The organism is Stenotrophomonas sp. YJH_SMC_133 (assembly GCF_059370655.1).
The window spans coordinates 20,520-40,937 of the sequence record NZ_JCAFTW010000020.1; the positions used below are offsets into that span (position 1 = coordinate 20,520).

The window sequence follows — 20,418 nt, forward strand, 5'->3', positions numbered from 1 at the left end:
CCCCGCAGTAAATCACGCGAATAAACGCCCCCAGGGGACGTTGGGCCGGAAAGCCCAGCGGTGGCGTTGCTTTGCCCAAAACCAGTCCAATCAGGAGCCGTACCGATGAATCGGATTTATCGCAAGGTCTGGAACAAAGCATTGGGTCAGTTGGTGGTGGCCTCGGAACTGGCTTCCTCCGACAGCAGCAGCGGTGGGGTCGTCGACCAGCGCCGCGGTGCGACACAGGCCACGCCCGCACTGCTGGCGGTGGCACTGGGCCTGGTATTGGGATTGGGCATGAGTGGCTCTGCCACCGCACAGTCGGTGCAGATCGGCGGTAGCGCCACCTGCGTGGCATTCAGCGGCAAGCTGCTCGAAAAGTGCCTGATCGAAGGCTCGGCCACGGCCAAGGGCAGCAATGCGGTGGCGATCGGCAGCAACAGCAGTGCCAGTGCGGCCAACAGCGTGGCGCTGGGCGCCGGCTCCAAAGCCACGCGTGCCAACACCGTTTCCGTCGGCGATGCCGGCAAGGAACGGCAGGTCACCAATGTCGCCGCAGGCACGCAGGCGACCGACGCAGTGAACAAGGCGCAGCTGGACGCGCAGGCGCGCGCCACGCAGGCCGCGCTGGCCGACGTGGCCGCCGACGGCAACCGGTACTTCAAGGCCGACGGCGCAGGCGATGACAGCGACGCGGCGAAGATCGAGGGCGAGGGCGCACTGGCCGCCGGTGCCGGTGCGCAGTCGCTGGCCAACGCTACCACTGCCATCGGTACCCAGGCCATTGCTGCAGGCATCGGCGCCAGCGCATTCGGCCAGGGCGCGCTGGCGATCGGCGATGCCAGCGTGGTGGTCGGGCAAAGCGCAGCAGCGTTCGGCCTTGGCGATACCGCTGTCGGGGCCAGCGCGTACGCCGCCAGCGAAAACGGTGCAGCAACGGCACTGGGTGCACTGTCCGAAGCCACCGCCGATGGCGCGACCGCCGTCGGTGGCGGTGCCGTAGCGATGGGCCCCGGCAGTACCGCATTGGGCCGCGGCGCCACGGCTGCCAACGAAGCCTCGATTGCAGTCGGTGCGTTCAGCACGGCCGTCGGTGAATACAGCACCGCGCTGGGCTCCAATTCGGCCGCGGTCGCTACCGGCAGCGTGGCGTTGGGCGCCGGTTCGCTGGCTGATCGTGTCGATACCGTGTCCGTCGGTGCCGCCGGATATGGCCTGACCCGCCAGATCACCAGCGTTGCCGCCGGCACCGAAGATACCGATGCGGTCAACGTTGGCCAGTTGAAGGATGTTGCCGCGGTGGCCGATGCCACCGCCAAGCGCTTCCAGGCCACCGGCAGCAGCAACAGCGATGCCGGTGCGCTGGCTGAAGGTGACGACGCGCTGGCCGCAGGCGAGGCCGCCAATGCCATCGGCACTGGCACCACGGCGGTCGGTGCCGGTGCCACTGCCGTTGCGCAGAACGCGACCGCGGTGGGCAACAACGCACTGGCCTCGGGCCAGAACAGCGCAGCATTCGGCAACAACGCGCAGGCCAACGGACCGGGCAGCGTGGCCGTCGGTGGCGCTGCGGTGGATGCCAACGGCAACCCGCTGATCACCAGTGGTGGCGTGCCGGTGGTCACCGGCGCCACCAGTGCCGGTGTGGGTGGCACGGCCGTCGGCGCCAGTGCCGATGCCAGCGGTTTTGCCGCGTCGTCCTATGGCGTGGGGGCCTATGCGTCCGGCGCGCAGGCGTCGGCGTTCGGTGCGGTCTCCAATGCCATCGGTGATTACTCCACGGCATTGGGTACGCAGAGCAATGCCACGGGCACCAGCAGCGTCGCCATTGGTGGCCCGGCCGACCTGATTCCCGGCCTGGGCTTCTTCGTACAGACACAGGCCAGTGGTGAAGCCGCGACCGCGGTGGGTGCCGGCGCCATCGCCAGCGGCGACCGTGCCGTGGCCAACGGCAGCCTCAGCGAAGCCTCCGGCGCCGAAGCCACCGCGGTGGGCTACTTCGCCTATGCGCCGGGCGAGAACGCCAGCGCGCTTGGCGCGCAGACCTGGGCCAGTGGTGCGCAGAGCACCGCAGTGGGCTACTACGCTACGGCACGCGGCGCCAACAGCGTCGCGCTGGGCGCGAACTCCGAAGCGGTGCGTGCCAACAGCGTGGCCGTCGGCAGTGCCGGCAACGAGCGGCAGATCACCAGCGTTGCAGCCGGCAGTGAAGCCACCGATGCGGTGAACAAGGCGCAGCTGGATGCGGTGGCCAGCACCGCCGACAGCACCGCGCGCTTCTTCCAGGCCCAGCCTGAAGCTGGCAGTGATGCCGGAGCGCTGGCGGAAGGCGAGGGTGCCATCGCGGCCGGTTCGTCGAGCAATGCGATCGGTACCGGCGCGGTTGCACATGGCGCGGCCGCGTCGGCCATCGGCGATGACAGCGTGGCGGTGGGCCGCAACAGCACGGCCACCGGCAATGGCGGTGTCGCCATCGGTGGCCTGGGCCAGGCCTACGACGAGTTCAACCAACCCATCATCGGTGCAGATGGCAAGGCGCAGCAGGTGGGTACCACGGCCGTGGCCGATGCCACGGCGGTCGGCAGCGCTGCGCAGGCCAGCGGTGCAGCCAGCAGCGCCTTCGGCAATGCGGCCAAGGCCAGTGGTGACAACAGCTTCGCCGCCGGCGGCAAGTCGCGCGCCACCGGCGCGTATGCGGTGGCGGTGGGTGACAGTGCGTTTGCCAGCAGCGATGACAGTACCGCGGTGGGCGGCTACAGCTGGGCCACCGCCAGCGGCGCCAGCGCCTTTGGTTCCGGTGCGTGGGCGACCGCCACCAATGCCTCGGCGTTCGGCAACGCGGCGTGGGCCAGCGGCGCTGGCGCCACGTCGATCGGTTACAACAGCTGGGCCAACGGAACCAGCGCCACCGCAGTCGGCCGTGGTGCCTTCGGCTATGGCGACAACAGCGTGGCGCTGGGCTTCCAGGCACTGGGCAACAGCATCAACAGCATCGCCATCGGCACCAACACGGTGGCCGGCGGCGAAAGTGTGATCGCGCTGGGTGCGGGCAGCAATGCCAGTGCCAGCAACGCCGTCGCACTCGGCGCGGGCTCGGTCGCCAACCGCGCACGCACGGTGTCGGTGGGCAGCAGCGGCAACGAGCGCCAGGTCACCAACGTCGCCGCCGGTACCCAGGACACCGATGCGGTGAACAAGGCACAGCTGGATGCGGTGGCAAGTACCGCAGCAACCACCAGCCGCTTCTTCCAGGCCAGCGGCAACGGCGACGATGTGGCGGGTGCGCTGGTGGAGGGCGACAACGCACTGGCCGCAGGTGATGCAGCCAACGCCATCGGCAATGGCGCCACCGCGCTTGGCAGCGGTGCCAATGCGCTGGCCGGCAACGCGCAGGCGATCGGCTTCAACGCGCTGGCGACCGCCGCCAATGCCAGTGCCGTAGGCGCCAATGCACAGGCCACCGGCGAATACGCCACCGCGCAGGGTGCGGAAAGCGAAGCCAGCGGTGAGCAGAGTGCAGCGTTCGGCGCGGCCAGCATCGCCAGCGGCGCAGGCAGCACCGCCAGCGGTGCCTTGTCCGAAGCCTCCGGCGAAGAAGCCGTAGCCGTGGGCTACTTCAGCAACGCCAGTGGCAGTGGTGCCACCGCGGTCGGCAGCGAGAGCGTGGCCAGCGGCACGGCTGCGGCAGCGTTCGGTATCGGTGCCGAAGCCACCGGTGGTTACAGTACCGCCATCGGCGGCTACGCACAGGCCTCGGCCTTCAATGCCACCGCCTTCGGCAACTTCGCCAACGCCTCGGGTTCCAACAGCGTGGCCCTGGGCGGTGATTCGCAAGCGTCCGGCGCTTACAGCACCGCCACCGGCCAGGGCAGCCTGGCCACCGGCACCAACAGCGTCGCCGTCGGTGGCTCGCTGTTCGGCGTGCTGGCGACCGAAGCCTCGGGCAACTACTCCACGGCGGTGGGCGGTGGCGCTTGGTCAGGGGGCATCAACAGCACCGCGCTGGGCAATGCAGCGGAATCGCGCGCGGCCAACAGCGTGGCGCTCGGTGCGGATTCGATTGCGGACCGCGACAACACCGTATCGGTGGGCGGCGGCGGCAACACCCGCCAGATCACCAACGTGGCCGATGGCACGCAGGGCAACGATGCGGTCAACAAGAACCAGCTCGATGCCGTAGCCGCCGCTGCGGAGAAGACCAGCAGGCAGTTCCAGGCCAGTGGCAATGCCGATGGTGAAACCGGCGCGCTGGTGGAGGGTGACAATGCGCTGGCGGCCGGTGATGCGGCCAACGCGATCGGCAACGGTGCCACTGCGCTCGGCAGTGGTGCCAATGCGCTGGCCGCCAACGCCACCGCCGTCGGCATCGATGCGCTGGCGACCGGCACCAACGCGGCGGCACTGGGCAGCACCGCACAGGCCACCGGCGAGGACAGCCTGGCCCTGGGCAGCGGTGCCAGCGCCAGCGAAGTGGGGACGAGCGCGGCGGGCGCGCGTGCACAGGCAAGCGGTGTCTACAGCACCGCCAACGGTACCGAATCCAACGCCAGTGGCGCACAGTCCCTTGCCAGCGGCTTCCGCAGCGCGGCCACCGCCGATGGCACCACAGCGGTGGGTGGCTATGCCGAAGCGACCGGTCGCCTTGGCACCGCACTCGGCTACGGCTCGGCTGCCAGCGGTGCCAACACCACGGCGGTGGGCTTCGGGGCAGCGGCGGCGGGCGCCGGCGCGGTTGCGGTGGGTCAGTCGAGTGAAGCCAGCGGTGCGGAAAGCGTGGCGATCGGCGGCAGCACCTTCTTCGGCCTGATTCCGTCGCGCGCCAGTGGCACCGGTGCGGCAGCATTCGGTGCCGGTGCATGGGCCACCGAGGATTACGCTACCGCCATCGGCTGGAATGCCTGGTCGGCAGGCACCAACGCCACGGCGCTCGGTGCCAATGCCACCGCCAATGGCAGCAACAGCGTTGCGCTCGGTGCCGGTTCCAAGGCTGACCGCGACAACACGGTGGCCGTTGGCAAGGCCGGCAGCGAACGCCAGGTCACCCACGTTGCAGCCGGTACCGAAGCCACCGATGCGGTGAACAAGGGCCAGCTCGACGCCGTTGCCAGTGTCGCCGACAAGACCAGCCGGCAGTTCCAGGCCAGCGGCAATGCCGATGGCGAGGCCGGTGCACTGGTCGATGGCGAAAATGCGCTGGCGGCCGGCAATGCGGCCAATGCGATCGGCAACGGTGCGACCGCGCTGGGCAGCGGCGCCAACGCCATGGCCACCAACGCCACGGCGGTTGGCTTCGATGCACTGGCCACCGGCAACAACGCTGCCGCACTGGGCAATGCTGCGCAGGCCAGTGGTGTCGACAGCGTTGCGCTGGGCAGCGGCGCCAGCGCCAGTGAAACCGGCGCCAGCGCCACTGGCGCCGGGGCCCAGGCCAAGGGCCCCTACAGCACGGCCAACGGTGCGCAGGCCACGGCTACCGGCACGCAGTCGCAGGCCAATGGTTTCCGCGCCAGTGCCTCGGCCGATGGCGCTTCGGCGTTGGGCAGCTATGCCGAAGCCAGCGGCCGCCTGGGTACTGCGGTCGGTTACGGCAGCAAGGCCACCGGTTTGAATGCCACGGCGGTGGGTGTCAGTGCCAACGCTTCGGCTGCCGGCAGTGTCGCACTGGGTGGAGGCTCGGTGGCCGATCGTGCCAATACCGTGTCCGTCGGCAGTGCCGTCAACAACCGGCAGGTCACCAATGTCGCCAACGGTACCGAAATCAATGACGCAGTGAATCGCGGGCAGCTGGACGCCGTTGCGTTTACCGCCAACACCACCAACCGATATTTCCGCGCCAATGGCACGGGAACCGCGAACGCCATCGGTACCGATTCGGTAGCGATGGGCTCGGTGGCCAATGCGGCGGGCGCACGCAGCATCGCGCTGGGTGCCAATGCCACGGTGTCTGCCTCCGGCGCACTGGCCGTTGGCGCCGGTGCGGGTGCGGTCGGCGTCAACTCGGTTGCAATCGGTGCTGGAGCGCGTGCGCTGGATGCCAATGTTGTGTCGGTGGGCAGTGGCAACCCCACCGATGGCCCGGCCACCCGCCGCATCGTCAACGTGGCTGATGGCCGCATCGCTGCCGGCAGCAGTGACGCGGTGACCGGTTCCCAGCTCAATGTCACCAACCAGCGCGTGGGCGCGGTGGAAACCCGCGTCGGTGATTTCGATTCGCGCATCGCCACCGTGGAGACCACGGCGGCCAGTGCGGTCGGCTACGACGACGCCAGTCGTGACCGCCTGACCCTGTCCGGCTTCCAGGGCACCACCATCGACAATGTCGGTGCCGGCAGCATCGCCGCTGGCAGCCGCCAGGCGATCAATGGCGGCCAGCTGTTCCAGTCGCTCAGCGATGCCGCCAGCTTCCTCGGCGGCGGTGCCAGCGTCGGCATGCAGGGCGTATTCGTGGCACCGAACTATGTGATCCAGGGCGCCACCTACAGCAACGTCGGCGATGCATTGGGTGCGCTGGACCGCAAGGTCAGTGAGATTGACCGCCGTACTGCGGGTGGCACGCGTGCAGGTGCCGCCAGCCTGCGCGCAATGAGTGCCTCGCTGGATGAAAGCGCACTGGCCAGCGTTGCCGAAGCACCGGCGGCGGCCGATGCGGCACCGGCCAGCAGCGCACGCGTGCAGGGCACGCCGACCGCTGCGGCGGCGGGTGCGGGCATCCCGGTGGGCACCCCGGCATCGGGCCTCAACGCGGTCGCCATGGGCGACGGCGCAGTGGCCAGCGGCGCCTCGTCCACCGCAATCGGCCAAGGTGCCAATGCCACCGCTGCGAACGCGGTGGCGCTGGGCCAGGGCTCGGTTGCTGATCGTGCCAACACGGTGTCGGTGGGCAGCGAAGGCAACGAACGCCAGGTCACCAACGTGGCGGCCGGTACCGCCGCCACCGATGCGGTCAACAAGGGCCAGCTCGATCGTGGCATGGCTACCGCCAACAGCTATACCGACAGCCGCGTCCAGGCCGTCGCCGACAGCTTCGATGTGTTCAAGGGCGAGATCGACGGACGCCTGCGCCACATGGATCGCCGCATCGACCGCCAGGGCGCGATGAGCGCGGCGATGCTCAACATGGCCACCAGTGCTGCCGGCATCCGTACCCAGAACCGGGTCGGCGTCGGCATCGGCTTCCAGGGCGGTGAATCGGCACTTTCGCTGGGTTACCAGCGTGCGATCAGCGATCGCGCCACGGTGACGTTCGGCGGCGCCTTCAGCAGCGACGACAGCTCGGTCGGCGTCGGTGCCGGCTTCGGCTGGTAAGCCACTCCATCGCGCCGGCGGCCACCCACGCCGGCGCAGCACCTGCAACGAGGGCCTGGGGGGAGGTCACGGCAATCCCGGCTGGGCCGGCCGGGAGTCGTCAAGGAATGATGGCCGCAGTGTTGGTTCGATCCATGACCCAGAAGAGGAATTCGACGTGATCAAGAAGCAGAACCTTCGCATCAATGTGTTGGCAGCCGCCGTGCTGTCGCTGACCGGTGTTGGCCTGGCACAGGCCGCCGACCTGAAAGCAAATGCGCCGTTGTCCGGCCCGAAGACGCAGCAGGTTGATGGCATCATCGTGAAGTACCGCGCTGGCAGCGCCGCAGCTGCCGATGCGAACGCCAAGCTGGCCGTGGTCAACTCGGCCATCGCCCGCGCCGTGCCGGCAGGTACCAACGCGGCTGCGCGCAGTGCCGCGCTGCGCCCGCAGGTGGCCCGCAAGCTGGGCATCGGTGCCGATCTGATCCGCCTGCAGGGAGGGATCGCGCGCGCCGAACTGGACAAGGTGCTGGGCGAACTGAAGGCTGACCCGACCGTCGAATATGCGGTGGCCGACGCCATCATGTATCCGATCGATGCCGCGTCGTCGCCGCGTGCGGACGCCGTCGCGAAGTCCGATGCGTCGCCCAGCTTCGTGCCCAACGATCCGTACTACCAGAGCCACAACTGGCACTTCCACAACCCGGTCGGTGGCGTGAACGCACCGGCCGCATGGGACGTCTCGCAGGGCGAGGGCGTCGTGGTGGCCGTGCTCGATACCGGCATCCTGCCCGAGCACCCGGATTTCGCCGCCGGCACCCTGCTGGAGGGCTACGACTTCATCAGCCAGGCCAGCCGCTCGCGTCGTGCCGCCGATGGCCGCGTGCCGGGTGCACTCGACTACGGTGACTGGATGCCCACCGCCAATGCCTGCTACGACGGTTCGCCGGTACGCGACAGCAGCTGGCACGGTACCCATGTGACCGGCACCATCGCCGAGGCCACCAACAACGGCCTGCATACCGCCGGCCTGGCCTACAAGGCCAAGGTGTTGCCGGTGCGCGTGCTCGGCTACTGCGGTGGCACCCTGTCGGACATCACCGACGCCATCACCTGGGCCTCGGGCGGTACCGTGGCCGGCATCCCTGCCAACCAGAATCCGGCCGAGATCATCAACATGAGCCTGGGCGGCTCCGGCAGCTGCGATCCGGCCTACCAGGCGGCCATCACCGGTGCCACCAACCGCGGTACCCTGGTGGTGGTGGCAGCCGGCAACGACTCGATGAATGTGGCCAACGCCCGCCCGGCCAACTGCGATGGCGTGGTCTCGGTCGGCGCTACCGGCATCACAGGCGCCATGGCCTACTACTCCAACTTCGGTACCCGCATCGATCTGTCCGGCCCGGGCGGTGGCGTCACCGACGGCAATCCGAACGGCTATGTCTGGCAGGCGGTGTCCAGCAGCAAGACGTCGCCGCCGGCAGCCGGTTCCACCGAGGGTTACACCCTTGGCGGCAAGGCCGGCACGTCGATGGCGGCGCCACATGTGGCTGCCGTCGCCGCGCTGGTGCAGAGCGCGCTGATCGCCGCCAACCGCGACCCGCTCGCGCCGGCGGGCATGCGTACCCTGCTGAAGGAAACGGCACGTCCGTTCCCGGTCAGCATTCCGTCCGCCACCCCGATCGGTACCGGCATCGTCGATGCCAAGGCCGCGCTGGACAAGGCCCTGGAAGAGCCATGCACCGAGAACTGCGGGCCGGTGGCCAAGCCGCTGACCAACAAGGTGGCCATCGGCGGGTTGAGTGGTGCCGCCGGCAGCAGCGTGCTTTACAGCTTCGAAGCCGCGGCAGGCAAGCAGCTCAGCGTCATCACCTATGGTGGCACCGGCAACGTGTCGGTCTACCTGGCCAAGGGCCGCGAGCCGAGTGCCACCGACAACGATGCGCGCTCGACCCGTCCGGGCACCTCGGAAACGGTGCGGGTGACGGCACCGACTGCCGGCACCTACTACATCAAGGTGGTGGGCGAGGCGGCTTACAGCGGTGTGAGCATTCTCGCCACGCAGTAAGCGCGCAGTGCGGTAGTTGAATGGCCGAAGCCCGTCACCCGCATGTGACGGGCTTCGTCTTTTTACGAAAGCGGGCGGCGGGGCGACGGAAATCACGACGTAACTGCTAAAGTCGAGCCGATTGACAGGAGAGTCACGTGAACGCCCTTGCTGCAACCGCTGCCGACGACGCCGAAGGCCGCATCCTGGATGCGTTGTTGGCGCGTGGCCGCCTCAAGGAGAGCGATCTTGCACGGGCACGGCCGCTGCACGCGGAGGCCGGCGGCAGCCTGCTTGGCCTGCTGGTGCGGCTGGGGCTGGTGTCCGAACGTGACCAGGCGCAGGCCAGCGCCGAGGTGCTGGGCCTGCCGCTGCTGGATGGCAAGCAGCTGCCGGATTCACCGCCCCAGGGTCTGGCCGAGGGCCTGCCGCTGTCCCTGCGTTTCCTCAAACAGTTCCATGTATGCCCGCTGGCGCTGGATGAACAGGGTGTACGGCTGTGGCTGGCCGATGCCCACGATCCCTATCCGCAGCAGGCTGTGCAGCTGGCACTTGGCGTACCGGTGACCCCGGTGCTGGGCATGCGTGCGGAGATCGATGATCTGGTCGAGCGCTGGTTCGGCCAGGGCCGCAGCGCGATGGGCGCGATTGTTGAAACCGCAGACGGCGAGGGCGGCGCGGTCGACGATATCGAGCACCTGCGCGACCTGGCCTCGGAAGCGCCGGTGATCCGCCTGGTCAACCTGGTGATCCAGCGTGCGGTGGAACTGCGCGCTTCGGATATCCATGTCGAGCCGTTCGAGAGCCGGTTGAAGGTGCGTTACCGTGTCGATGGCGTACTGGTGGAGGGCGAAAGCCCGCCGGCCAACCTCACCGCAGCGGTGATCAGCCGCATCAAGATCATGGCCCGCCTCAACATCGCCGAGCGCCGCCTGCCGCAGGATGGCCGCATCATGCTGCGCGTGCAGGGCAAGGAGCTGGACCTGCGCGTGAGCACGGTGCCGACCGCGCACGGCGAGAGCGTGGTGATGCGCCTGCTCGACCGCGAAACGGTGGTGTTCGATTTCCATCGTCTCGGCTTTACCGATGCGTTCCTGCCGCAGTTCCGCAAAGTGCTGGAACAACCGCACGGCATCCTGCTGGTCACAGGCCCGACCGGTTCGGGCAAGACCACCACGCTGTACACCGCGCTGAGCCAGCTCAACACCGCCGACGTCAAGATCATCACGGTGGAAGATCCGGTCGAGTACCAGATCGAGGGCATCAACCAGATCCAGGCCAAGCCGCAGATCGGCCTGGACTTCGCCAACGCACTGCGCAGCATCGTGCGCCAGGACCCGGACATCATCATGATCGGCGAAATGCGCGACCTGGAAACCGCGCGCATCGCGATCCAGTCGGCGCTGACCGGCCACCTGGTGCTGTCCACCCTGCACACCAACAATGCGGCCGGCGGCATCACCCGCCTGCTCGACATGGGCGTGGAGGACTATCTACTCACGTCCACCATCAACGGCATCCTGGCCCAGCGCCTGGTGCGTCGGCTGGAGCCGACCCACGCCGAGCGCTATGAAGCCTCGCCGGAGGAGATCGAGCGTTTCGAGCTGCGCCGCCTGCAGCCGGAAGGGCCGATCCATCTATACCGCCCGAAGCCCTCGGCACTGGCGCCGACTGGTTACCTGGGCCGCACCACCATCATGGAATTCCTGGTGATGAACGACGCGCTGCGGCGTGCGGTGATGCGCCGCGATGGCATGGGCGAGATCGAACGCATCGCCCGTGAAGCCGGCATGCGCACCATGTACGAGGATGGCCTGGCCAAAGCACTCAGCGGCCAGACCACCATCGAGGAAGTGCTGCGCGTGACCGAGGAAAGCTGATGCGCGCAGGACGCCGGGGCTGACATGCCGAACTACCGCTACAAAGCGCTCAATTCGCACGGCGAGATCTTCGACGGGCAGATGGAAGCCGCCAGCGAGACCGAACTGGTCGCGCGCCTGCAGGATCAGGGCCACCTGCCGATGGAGACCCAGCTGGCCGACGGCGGCGTGGTCGGCGGCAGCAGCTGGCGCACGCTGCTGCGCCAGCGCCCGTTGCAGGGCGCGGGGCTGCTGCAGTTCACCCAGCAGCTGGCGACCCTGCTTGGTGCCGGCCAGCCGCTGGACCGTGCACTGTCGATCCTGCTCGGGCTTCCGGAAGACGAACGCTCGCGGCGTGCGATCACCGACATCCGCGACGTGGTGCGCGGCGGTGCGCCGCTGTCGACCGCGCTGGAGCGCCAGCACGGCCTGTTCTCGCGCCTGTACGTGAACATGGTGCGTGCCGGCGAGGCGGGTGGCAGCCTGCACGAGACCCTGCAGCGGCTGGCCGACTACCTCGAACGCAGCCGCGCGCTGCAGGGCAAGGTGATCAACGCACTGGTCTATCCGGCCATCCTGCTGGTGGTGGTGGGCGGTGCGCTGCTGTTCCTGCTCGGTTACGTGGTGCCACAGTTCGCGCAGATGTACGAAAGCCTGGACGTGGCGCTGCCGTGGTTCACCAATGCGGTACTGCAGCTGGGCCTGTTCGTGCGCGACTGGTGGGTGCTGCTGCTGGTGGTGCCCGCACTGCTGGCATTGTTCTTCGAACGCAAGGTACGGCAACCGGCGTTCCGGCTGGCGCTGGATGGATGGCTGCTGCAGCGTCGCGGCATCGGCCGCCTGCTGGGCGAACTGGAAACCGCGCGGCTGGCGCGCACGCTGGGCACCCTGCTGCGCAATGGCGTGCCGCTGCTCGGGGCGCTGGGCATCGCACGCAACGTGCTGGGCAACCGCGCGCTGGCCGCTGATGTGGAAGCGGCCGCCGACGAAGTGAAGAACGGTGCCGGCCTGTCGCTGGCACTGTCACGCGGCAAGCGTTTCCCACGCCTGGCCCTGCAGATGATCCAGGTCGGCGAGGAATCCGGTGCCCTCGATACCATGCTGCTGAAAGCTGCCGACACGTTTGAACAGGACAGCGCCCGTCGCATCGACCGCCTGTTGGCCGCGATGGTGCCGGCGATCACCCTGGTGCTGGCCTCGGTGGTCGGTGCGGTGATCGTCGCCGTGCTGGTGCCGTTGTACGACCTGACCAATGCCATCGGCTGATGATGGCTCCCTACGCAACCCCGACACTCCGCAACTGAAAGGACCGACCATGATTGCTTCCCGTCGACCGATCCGCCTTTCCTTCACTGCCGCGCGCAACCAGTCGGGCATGAGCCTGCTGGAGATCATCATCGTCATCGTGCTGATCGGCGCGGTGCTGACCCTGGTCGCCAGCCGCGTGCTGGGCGGTGCCGACCGTGGCAAGGCGAACATCGCCAAGGCCCAGGTGCAGACCGTTGCCTCCAAGGTCGACAACTACCAGATCGATACCGGCAAGCTGCCTGGCTCGCTCAACGATCTGGTGACCGCACCGGCAGGTGTCGGCGGCTGGCTGGGCCCGTACGCCAAGCCGGCCGACCTGAATGACCCGTGGGGCCACGCGTTGGAGTACCGCGCGCCGGGCGAAGGCCAGCCGTATGAACTGATCAGCCTGGGCAAGGACGGCAAGGCCGGCGGCAGCAGCGTCGACGCTGACATCCGCTACCAGCCGTAACCGGGCATGACGCATTTCCTGCCGCGCCGGCTGCCTCGCCCGCGCCTGCACGGCAGGCGCGCAGCGGGCCTGTCGCTCCTGGAAATGCTGCTGGTGATCGCGCTGATCGCCGCGATCGGCCTGATCACCGCTGCGGGTCTGTCGCGCGGCTTTGCCGGCATGCAGCTGCGCAGCGCCGGCAAGGACATCGCCAACCAGCTGCGCATGGTGCGCGCCCAGGCCATCGCGCGCGGTGAGCCGCAGCGCTTCGTGATCGAGCCGGCGCGTCACCGTTGGCAGGGGGCCAACCAGCGGCAGGGCGATGTGCCGACGCAGCTGCAGGTGCAGTTCGAAGGTGCCGCGCAGCTGGCCGCCGCGCCGGGGCAGGGCGTGATCGAGTTCCATCCCGATGGTGGCTCCAGTGGTGGCCGCATCCGCCTGCAACGTGAGGGCGCCGAATGGCGCATCGATGTCGGCTGGCTGACCGGCGAGGTCCGCTCCGGCCCGTGGCAGGCGCCATGAAGCGGCAGGCGCGTGGTTTTACGTTGCTGGAAGTGATCATCGCCTTCGCCTTGCTGGGCCTGGCGCTGACGCTGCTTCTGGGCAGCCTGTCAGGTGGCGCGAAACAGGTCCGAGAGGCCGAGCTGCGCACGCGTGCGGTGCTGCATGCGCAATCGCTGCTGGCCGAAGCCGGTGTCGCCGCGCCATTGCAGGTGGGCAGCCAGCAGGGCGACTGGGAACAGGGCCGATACCATTGGGAGCTGCAGGTACAGCCATGGGTCGAGCCGCGTGCCGCCAGCGCGGTACAGGCACAGGCGCAATCGCCGGGGGCTCCCTGGCTGGCCGAGCTGCAGCTTCAGGTGCGCTGGGGCGAAGGCGAACGGGAACAACTGCGCTGGCGCAGCCTGCGCCTGCTGCCGCCGGACCTGGAGAGCGCGCGATGAAGCGACGCGCCGCAGGCTTTACCCTGGTGGAAGTGATGTTGGCCACGGTGCTGTTGGCCGGTGGCCTGGCGTTGGCCTTTGCCAGCGTGCGCTCGGCGATGGCGGTGAGCCAGCGTGGCGAGCAGATTGCCGCCGAGAGCGAACGCATGCGTGCGGTCGAGGCTCTGCTGCGGCGGCAGCTGGCCGGTGCGCTGCGCACGCCGCTGGAAGTGCCCGATCCCACCCGCGAACCGATCTTCTTCCAGGGCGAAGAGCAACGCATGCTGTTCGCGGCCGATCTACCGGGCTATCTGGGCCGTGGTGGTGCCTACCTGCATGCACTGCAGGTGGATGGCCGCAGCGGCCAGCAACGCCTCCTGCTCGACCTGGTGCTGCTGCAGGAGGGCGAGCGCATCGCCGAAACTCCGCCGCGCCCACCGGAGGTGCTGGTGGAGAACCTCAAGTCGGTGCAACTACGCTATCGCGGCATCGATGCCAGCACCGGGCAGGTGACTGATTGGATGCCGCGCTGGGATGATACCCGGCGCCTGCCGATGCTGGTGGAGATCCAGATCGTGCCCGCCAAGGGCGCTCCCTGGCCTGCACTGGTGGTCGCTCCGCGCGCGGGCGGCAGTGGAGGAGCGCGATGAGCCGGGCGCACGGCGCGGCGCTGGTACTGGTCCTGTGGCTGATCGCCCTGATGACGGCGCTGGTGGGCGCGTTCGCGTTGAGCGCGCGGGTCGAGCACCTGCAGCAGCGGGTGCTGGATGATGATGCGCGTGGCCAGGAGCGTGCACGGGCGGGACTTGAGTACGCGCTGACGCGCCTGTCCGCCGATCCGCAGCGGGCGCCCTGGCGCGCCGATGGCCGTGTCTATCGTTGGCAGTTCGATGACGCCAGCATCGAGATCAAGGTGCTGGACGAGAACGGCAAGATCAACCTGAACCTGGCCGACGTGGCTCTGCTGAGCGCCTTCCTCAAGGCGCTGGGTGAAGACGAAGCGCAGGCCCGCCAGCTGGCCGGCGCGATCGTCGACTGGCGCGACGAAGACAGCCTGCTGCAGCCCGGCGGCGGTGCCGAAGCGCCCGACTATGCCGCAGCAGGCCTGCCCTATGGCCCCCGCAACAAGCGTTTCGAGACGCTGGGCGAGCTGCAGCGGGTACTCGGCATGCGCGGCCCGCTGTACCAGGCCATGCTGCCGCACCTGACCCTGTACAGCCGCCAGGCGCGCCCGGATCCCCAGTTTGCCAGCGCGCCGGTGCTGACCGCACTGGGCCTGGATGCGGATACCGTGCTGGCGCAGCGCGCACAGCAGGAGCGTGACGCAGATACCGCTGGCGGTGCGACAACGCTTGCCAGCAGCAGCGGCACCTATAGTATCGAGTCTCGTGCAACCGACGGCAGTGGACGCCGGTCGGTGTTGCAGGCAGTGGTACGCAATGGCTCGGGCGGGGTTCCCGGGCGGTCCTACACAGTGCTTCGCTGGGAGCAGGGAATGACAGCAAGATGACGGCATGGCAGGACAGTGTGCGGCAGGTACAGGGCCGGATCGGCCCTGGCGCCGGCCGTTTCCTGCGCTGGTGGCGGCAATCGCTGCTGGCCTGGGTGCCGGCACGTTGGCAGTGGGCACTGGGCTGGGCACAGGCGCGCCTGCTGCTGCAGCGCGAAGGCGACCACCTTCAGGTCTGGCGTGAGGCGGGGGAGCGCCGCGAACCGGTCGTACGGCTGCCGTGGCCGCTGTCCCCGGCCGAACTGGATCGCGTGCTGGAAGCCCGCCTGCGCAGCTTGCCGCGGGTGTGGCTGCTGCCGGCAAGCGATGTGCTGCGCCGGCAGCTGCGCCTGCCGGCGGCGGCGGCTGACCGCCTGCGTGCGGTGGTCGGTTTCGAGATCGACCGGCAGACGCCTTTTGAATCCAGCCAGGTCAGCTATGACGTGCGTGAACGTGGCGCGGCGGGCGAGGGCCAGCTGCAGGTCGAACTGGTGGCCTGGCCGTTGCGGCAGCTCGAGGCCTGGCGCAGCAACGTGGGCCAATGGGCCGATGCACTGTCCGGTGTCGATGCCATTGACGCGCAGGGCAACATCCTGCAGGTGAACCTGCTGCCGCCCGCGCAGCGTCAGCTGCAGGCCGACCCGATGCGGCGCTGGAACCTTCTGCTGGCCGTGGCGGCGGTGGTGATGCTGGTGCTGTCTGGCCTGCAGGTGCTGGACAATCGCCGCGCGGCAGCCGACGAACTGCGTGCCCAGGTGGAGCGCAGCGCGCGCAGTGCACGTGGCGTGGCCAGCGAACGTGCCCAGCTGCAGGCGCTGATCGACGGTGCCGCGTTCCTCGAAAAGCAGCGCGGCCAGCGCGCGGGTACGGTGGAGATCTGGAACGAACTGACCCGGCGCCTGCCGGAGGGAACGTACCTGGAAAAACTGGCCATCGAGAACAACAACCTGCAGCTGATCGGCCTGAGCCGCGAGGCCTCGCAGCTGGTGCAGCTGCTGCAGGATGCGCCGCAGTGGCGCAAGGTCAACCTGACCGGCGTACTGCAGGCTGACGGCGCCGCCAGTGGCCGCGACCGCTTCACCATGACCGCTGAACTGCAGCCGTTGCCGGCGGCAGCCCCGAACCGGGAGGCGGCCGATGCCGATGCCAAGCGCACGCCGTGACCGCTGGCTGGCACTGGCACTGTTGCTGGCAGTGCTGGGCCTGGCCTACCTGCTGCTGGTGCACCCCTGGTTCACCCAGCCGCTGCGCGAAATCGATGCTGATGTCGCCGCCCTGCGCGAGCGCGAGCAGCGCGTGCAGGCGCAGCTGCAGCAGCAGCCGCAGATCGAACAGCGCCTGCGTGCCACCCGCGAGGCACTGCAGCAGCGGCCGGGCTTCCTGCGCGAGGCCACCGCCGAGGCTGCAGCCGCTGCGCTCGGCGCGAAGCTGCAGGATGCGGTGGCGATGGCCAGCCCGGGCAACCGCAGCTGCACCATCAGCAACCGCACGCCGCTCACCGACAACCGCCGCGACGCCGAGTTCGTGCGCGTCGCCATGCAGGTGCGCCTGCGCTGTGGCGTGGCCGAACTGGCCACGGTGCTGCACAGCCTGGAGACCGGCAGCCCGCGCCTGTTCGTCGACAACCTCAACCTGATCGCGCAGCGCTTCCAGCAGTCGCCGAATGAATCCGGGCTCGGCCTGGATGTGTCATTCGAACTGGCTGGTTACCTGCTGCCGGGGGCTGCTGCCGATGGCAGTGCGCCGGCGCCTGCCGCCGAACCGGTGTCCGCGCCGCAGCCGCCTTCAGCGCCACCCGCCCCCGCACCGGCGGCGCCGGTCGAGGGACAGGAGGTCGCTGATGAAACTTGAGCAGATCAGCCTGCGCACCGGTTTCCTGCTGGCCCTGGCCGGTTGGGCTGCGGCGGTCTGGCTGGCCACCGGCTTCGGTCTGGGCAGCCAGTTGCCAGGTGCGGATGGCGATGCCGATGCGGTGCCTTCGCTGCCGGTGCTGCCGCGGTTGGCCGCAGAACGCATGCCCAGCGCCGACAGCTACAGCGCGATCGGTGAGCGACCGCTGTTCGCCGAGGACCGCAGGCCGAAGCCCTACCTGCTCGGTGGCAGCGAGCCGGCCGCCAGCGCCGCGCTGCGCCTGACCGGCGTGCTGCTGACCGGCGACTTCGGCATGGCCACCTTCACCACCGAACAGAACCGTTCGCTGCGGCTGCGCCTCAACGGCGAAGCGGTGGACGGCTGGCAACTTGTGGGGCTTGCGCCGCGCCAGGCCACGGTGATCGGCCCAAGCGGCAGCCAGGTGCTGGAACTGGCCGTGTTCAATGGCCAGGGCGGCGAGCCGCCCACCGTACTGCGGGGTGCCAATGGCGCGCCGCCGGCGGGTGCGGTCGTTGTGCCACCGCCGGCGGGCGCACCGCCGATGCCATCCCCACCTCCGGCTGCTGCAACCGCAACCGCGCAGCCGCAGCCCGCCAGCAGCGTGCCATCAGCCGCCGCCGCGGTACCTCCTGCCAACACCAATGGCCCCAGCGAAGCGCAGATGCAGGCCATCCGCGAACGCATCCAGGCCCGTCGCCGCCAGCTGCAGCAACAACAGCAGCAACAACCGTCGCCGCCCCCGGGCGATGGCACCAACCGATAGAGTGAATGCATGAGCCTGCGTTTTCTTCCCTGGTCCTTTGCCCTCGCGCTGCTGGTCGGCTGCAGCACCGTGTCCGCGCCGCATGTGCAGCGCAAGGGCAATCTGTCGCCGACTGCCGAGGCCGGCCAGGCAGCTGATGTCGCAGCAGATGCTGCCCGTGACGCCCAGGGCGCTCCGCAGGCGGTGATCCGCCGTGGCACCGGCACCATGATCAACCGCGAAGCAGCACGTGCACCGGCACCGGCGCTGCATGGCGCCAGCACCGGTGAAGCAACCTTCAATTTCGAAGGCGAGTCGGTGCACGCGGTGGTCAAGGCCATCCTCGGTGACATGCTGGGCCAGAACTACGTGATCGCACCGGGCGTGCAGGGCACGGTGACCCTGGCCACGCCCAAGCCGGTGTCGCCGGCGCAGGCGTTGAACCTGCTGGAGATGGTGCTGGGCTGGAACAACGCCCGCATGGTCTACAGCGGTGGCCGCTACAACATCGTCGCTGCCGACCAGGCGCTGGCCGGTACGGTTGCGCCGAGCACGGCGCCTGCAGCCAGTGCGCGTGGCTTCGAGGTACGGGTAATCCCGCTGCAGTTCATCTCCGCCACCGAGATGAAGAAGGTGCTGGAGCCCTATGCGCGGCCCAATGCGATCGTCAACGTCGACAGCGGCCGCAACGTGATCACCCTGGGCGGTACCCGCGCCGAGCTGGAAAACTACATGCGCACCGTCGAGATCTTCGACGTCGACTGGCTGTCGGGCATGTCGGTGGGCGTGTTCCCGATCCAGTCGGGCAAGGCCGAGCAGGTCGCTGCCGATCTGGAGAAGGTGTTCGGCGAGGAGAGCAAGACCCCCAGCGCCGGCATGTTCCGTTTCCTGCCGCTGGAAAACGCCAACGCCGTGCTGGTGATCACCCCGCAGGTGCGTTACCTGGACCAGATCCAGCAGTGGCTGGACCGTATCGATACCGCCGGTGGCAGCGCCCGCCTGTTCTCCTACGAGCTGCGCTACATCAAGGCGCGCGACCTGGCCGAGCGGCTGAGTGAAGCCTTCGCCAGCAGCGGCAACCGCGGCGGCTCCAGCCCGGCATCGCTGGCACCCGGCGCGATTCCATCGCAGCTGGGCAGCGACGGCGAGCGCGGCATGGACAGCAACAACAGCAGCAGTTTCGGTTCGACCCCGGGCAGCGGTTCCAGCGGTTCCGGCAACGGCAGCATGAACCTGCCGCAGCGCCAGTCCGGCAACGTCAGCGTCAGCCTGGAAGTGGAAGGCGATCGCGTGGGCGTCTCGGCGGTGGAGGAGACCAATACCCTGCTGGTGCGTTCGAGCCCGCAGGCCTGGCGCTCGATCCGCGAGGTGATCGAGAAGCTGGACGTGATGCCGCTGCAGGTGCACATCGAAGCCCAGGTGGCCGAGGTGTCGCTGGATGGTGACCTGAAGTACGGCGTGAACTGGTTCTTCGACAATGCCGTGGCCGGGCGTGCCCTGACGGGAGCATTGGGCGGCGTGACCCTGCCGGCAGCAGCGGGTGGCTCCTGGAGCAGCTTCGCCGGTGCCGCAACCGGTGGCGAAGGCCTGGGCTGGGCATTCACCGGCCACAATGGTGCGGCGGTGGTGAGCGCGCTGGACAAGGTCACCGATGTACGCCTGCTGCAGACCCCCTCGGTGTTCGTGCGTAACAACGCCGAGGCCACGCTCAACGTGGGCGACAAGGTGCCGATCAACACCACCACGGTCAACACCGGTATCGGCACCGGCACCTACAGTTCGGTGCAGTACATCGACACCGGCGTGATCCTGAAGGTGCGCCCGCGCGTAACCCGCGATGGCACGGTGTTCCTCGATATCGTGCAGGAAGTGAGCAGCGCCTCGAACGTGCCCGACAACTGCAATCCGACCGAGCGCAACTGCAACCCGCGGATTTCCACCAAGAAGCTGTCGACCGAAGCGGCGGTGCAGAGCGGCGACACCATCATGCTGGCCGGCCTGATCACCGATTCGGCCACCGATGGCAGCAGCGGCATTCCCGGCCTGAGCCGGATTCCGGTGGTCGGCGCGCTGTTCGGGCAGAAGAGCCGCACCAGCCGCCGTTCGGAGGTGATCGTGCTGCTGACCCCGAGCATCGTGCGCAACGGGCAGGAAGCGCGGAATCTGACCGACGAGTACAGCCAGCGCTTCCGCGCGATGGAGCCGCTGAACCAGCCGCGCGCAAAGAAGTAAGGGGTTTGCGGCCGGGCTGCGCCCGGCATCCGCAGAGGCCGAAGCTGGGGCAACAGCAACAGCAACAGCGGGTTTACTGAGGGATGGCGGGGCACTGTGGGTTTGCGGGGACGCCGTAAATACGTCCATGTAGCAACTGTGTTGATGGAGGGACTTGGCCCCTCCATGAGACGGGCACGGTAGTGCCGGCCGCTGGCCGGCAGCCTTTGGTCTTGCGCCCTGGCTGGCCTTAGGCAGGGACCAGCCC

General features: G+C 68.7%; 13 protein-coding genes. All 13 read left to right on the top strand.

What is annotated here, in order from left to right; translation table 11 throughout:
• The first annotated feature begins 105 nt into the window (after nt 1-105).
• The 13 genes from AC5P78_RS20395 (at nt 106) to gspD (ending at nt 20,171) form a co-directional block, all read left to right on the top strand.
• On the top strand, nt 106-7,287 hold the full coding sequence (locus AC5P78_RS20395; protein WP_241876347.1) for an ESPR-type extended signal peptide-containing protein: 7,182 nt from the start codon (nt 106-108) through the stop codon (nt 7,285-7,287).
• Nucleotides 7,288-7,444: 157 nt separating this feature from the next.
• Complete coding sequence (locus tag AC5P78_RS20400) at nt 7,445-9,337, top strand: S8 family serine peptidase (RefSeq protein ID WP_012479111.1); 1,893 nt, start codon at nt 7,445-7,447, stop codon at nt 9,335-9,337.
• 137 nt (nt 9,338-9,474) lie between these two features.
• Nucleotides 9,475-11,196: a type II secretion system ATPase GspE gene (gspE, locus tag AC5P78_RS20405; protein WP_005408024.1), complete on the top strand. Its 1,722-nt coding sequence runs from the start codon at nt 9,475-9,477 to the stop codon at nt 11,194-11,196.
• A gap of 24 nt (nt 11,197-11,220) precedes the next feature.
• Nucleotides 11,221-12,441 carry a type II secretion system protein XpsF gene (xpsF, locus tag AC5P78_RS20410; RefSeq protein ID WP_099472904.1) on the top strand — a complete coding sequence of 407 codons (1,221 nt, stop codon included), beginning with the start codon at nt 11,221-11,223 and terminating at the stop codon, nt 12,439-12,441.
• 49 nt (nt 12,442-12,490) lie between these two features.
• Nucleotides 12,491-12,934, top strand: a complete 444-nt coding sequence (gene gspG / locus AC5P78_RS20415) for a type II secretion system major pseudopilin GspG (RefSeq protein ID WP_004142831.1) — start codon at nt 12,491-12,493, stop codon at nt 12,932-12,934.
• A gap of 6 nt (nt 12,935-12,940) precedes the next feature.
• Entirely contained in the window at nt 12,941-13,435 is a 495-nt protein-coding gene (gene xpsH, locus AC5P78_RS20420) for a type II secretion system protein XpsH (RefSeq protein WP_043033855.1), read from the top strand.
• Nucleotides 13,432-13,857, top strand: a complete 426-nt coding sequence (xpsI, locus tag AC5P78_RS20425; RefSeq protein ID WP_005412203.1) for a type II secretion system protein XpsI — start codon at nt 13,432-13,434, stop codon at nt 13,855-13,857. Before xpsH ends, xpsI begins: the two co-directional genes overlap by 4 nt.
• A complete protein-coding gene (locus tag AC5P78_RS20430) occupies nt 13,854-14,486 on the top strand; it encodes a type II secretion system protein J (protein WP_012479114.1) in 633 nt (210 codons plus the stop codon). Before xpsI ends, AC5P78_RS20430 begins: the two co-directional genes overlap by 4 nt.
• Nucleotides 14,483-15,346, top strand: coding sequence for a type II secretion system minor pseudopilin (locus AC5P78_RS20435; RefSeq protein WP_005408029.1), 864 nt, complete (start codon nt 14,483-14,485; stop codon nt 15,344-15,346). The genes AC5P78_RS20430 and AC5P78_RS20435 overlap by 4 nt, the downstream gene beginning before the upstream one ends.
• Nucleotides 15,343-16,488, top strand: coding sequence for a PilN domain-containing protein (locus AC5P78_RS20440; protein ID WP_012479115.1), 1,146 nt, complete (start codon nt 15,343-15,345; stop codon nt 16,486-16,488). Before AC5P78_RS20435 ends, AC5P78_RS20440 begins: the two co-directional genes overlap by 4 nt.
• Nucleotides 16,463-17,176 (top strand): type II secretion system protein GspM, encoded by a 714-nt coding sequence (gene gspM / locus AC5P78_RS20445; protein WP_024958718.1) that lies wholly within the window; start codon nt 16,463-16,465, stop codon nt 17,174-17,176. The genes AC5P78_RS20440 and gspM overlap by 26 nt, the downstream gene beginning before the upstream one ends.
• Entirely contained in the window at nt 17,166-17,960 is a 795-nt protein-coding gene (locus AC5P78_RS20450; RefSeq protein ID WP_495217349.1) for a type II secretion system protein, XpsN-like, read from the top strand. The genes gspM and AC5P78_RS20450 overlap by 11 nt, the downstream gene beginning before the upstream one ends.
• Nucleotides 17,961-17,969: 9 nt before the next feature.
• Nucleotides 17,970-20,171 carry a type II secretion system secretin GspD gene (gspD, locus tag AC5P78_RS20455; RefSeq protein ID WP_049397571.1) on the top strand — a complete coding sequence of 734 codons (2,202 nt, stop codon included), beginning with the start codon at nt 17,970-17,972 and terminating at the stop codon, nt 20,169-20,171.
• The last annotated feature ends 247 nt before the right edge of the window (nt 20,172-20,418 follow it).

Bases quoted from the DNA above. Each gene is read 5' to 3' on its own strand.
- AC5P78_RS20395 (WP_241876347.1), top strand. From the start codon at position 106: ATGAATCGGATTTATCGCAAGGTCTGGAACAAAGCATTGGGTCAGTTG.
- xpsF (WP_099472904.1), top strand. From the start codon at position 11,221: ATGCCGAACTACCGCTACAAAGCGCTCAATTCGCACGGCGAGATCTTC.
- gspG (WP_004142831.1), top strand. From the start codon at position 12,491: ATGATTGCTTCCCGTCGACCGATCCGCCTTTCCTTCACTGCCGCGCGC.
- xpsH (WP_043033855.1), top strand. From the start codon at position 12,941: ATGACGCATTTCCTGCCGCGCCGGCTGCCTCGCCCGCGCCTGCACGGC.
- xpsI (WP_005412203.1), top strand. From the start codon at position 13,432: ATGAAGCGGCAGGCGCGTGGTTTTACGTTGCTGGAAGTGATCATCGCC.
- AC5P78_RS20430 (WP_012479114.1), top strand. From the start codon at position 13,854: ATGAAGCGACGCGCCGCAGGCTTTACCCTGGTGGAAGTGATGTTGGCC.
- AC5P78_RS20435 (WP_005408029.1), top strand. From the start codon at position 14,483: ATGAGCCGGGCGCACGGCGCGGCGCTGGTACTGGTCCTGTGGCTGATC.
- AC5P78_RS20440 (WP_012479115.1), top strand. From the start codon at position 15,343: ATGACGGCATGGCAGGACAGTGTGCGGCAGGTACAGGGCCGGATCGGC.
- gspM (WP_024958718.1), top strand. From the start codon at position 16,463: ATGCCGATGCCAAGCGCACGCCGTGACCGCTGGCTGGCACTGGCACTG.
- AC5P78_RS20450 (WP_495217349.1), top strand. From the start codon at position 17,166: ATGAAACTTGAGCAGATCAGCCTGCGCACCGGTTTCCTGCTGGCCCTG.
- gspD (WP_049397571.1), top strand. From the start codon at position 17,970: ATGAGCCTGCGTTTTCTTCCCTGGTCCTTTGCCCTCGCGCTGCTGGTC.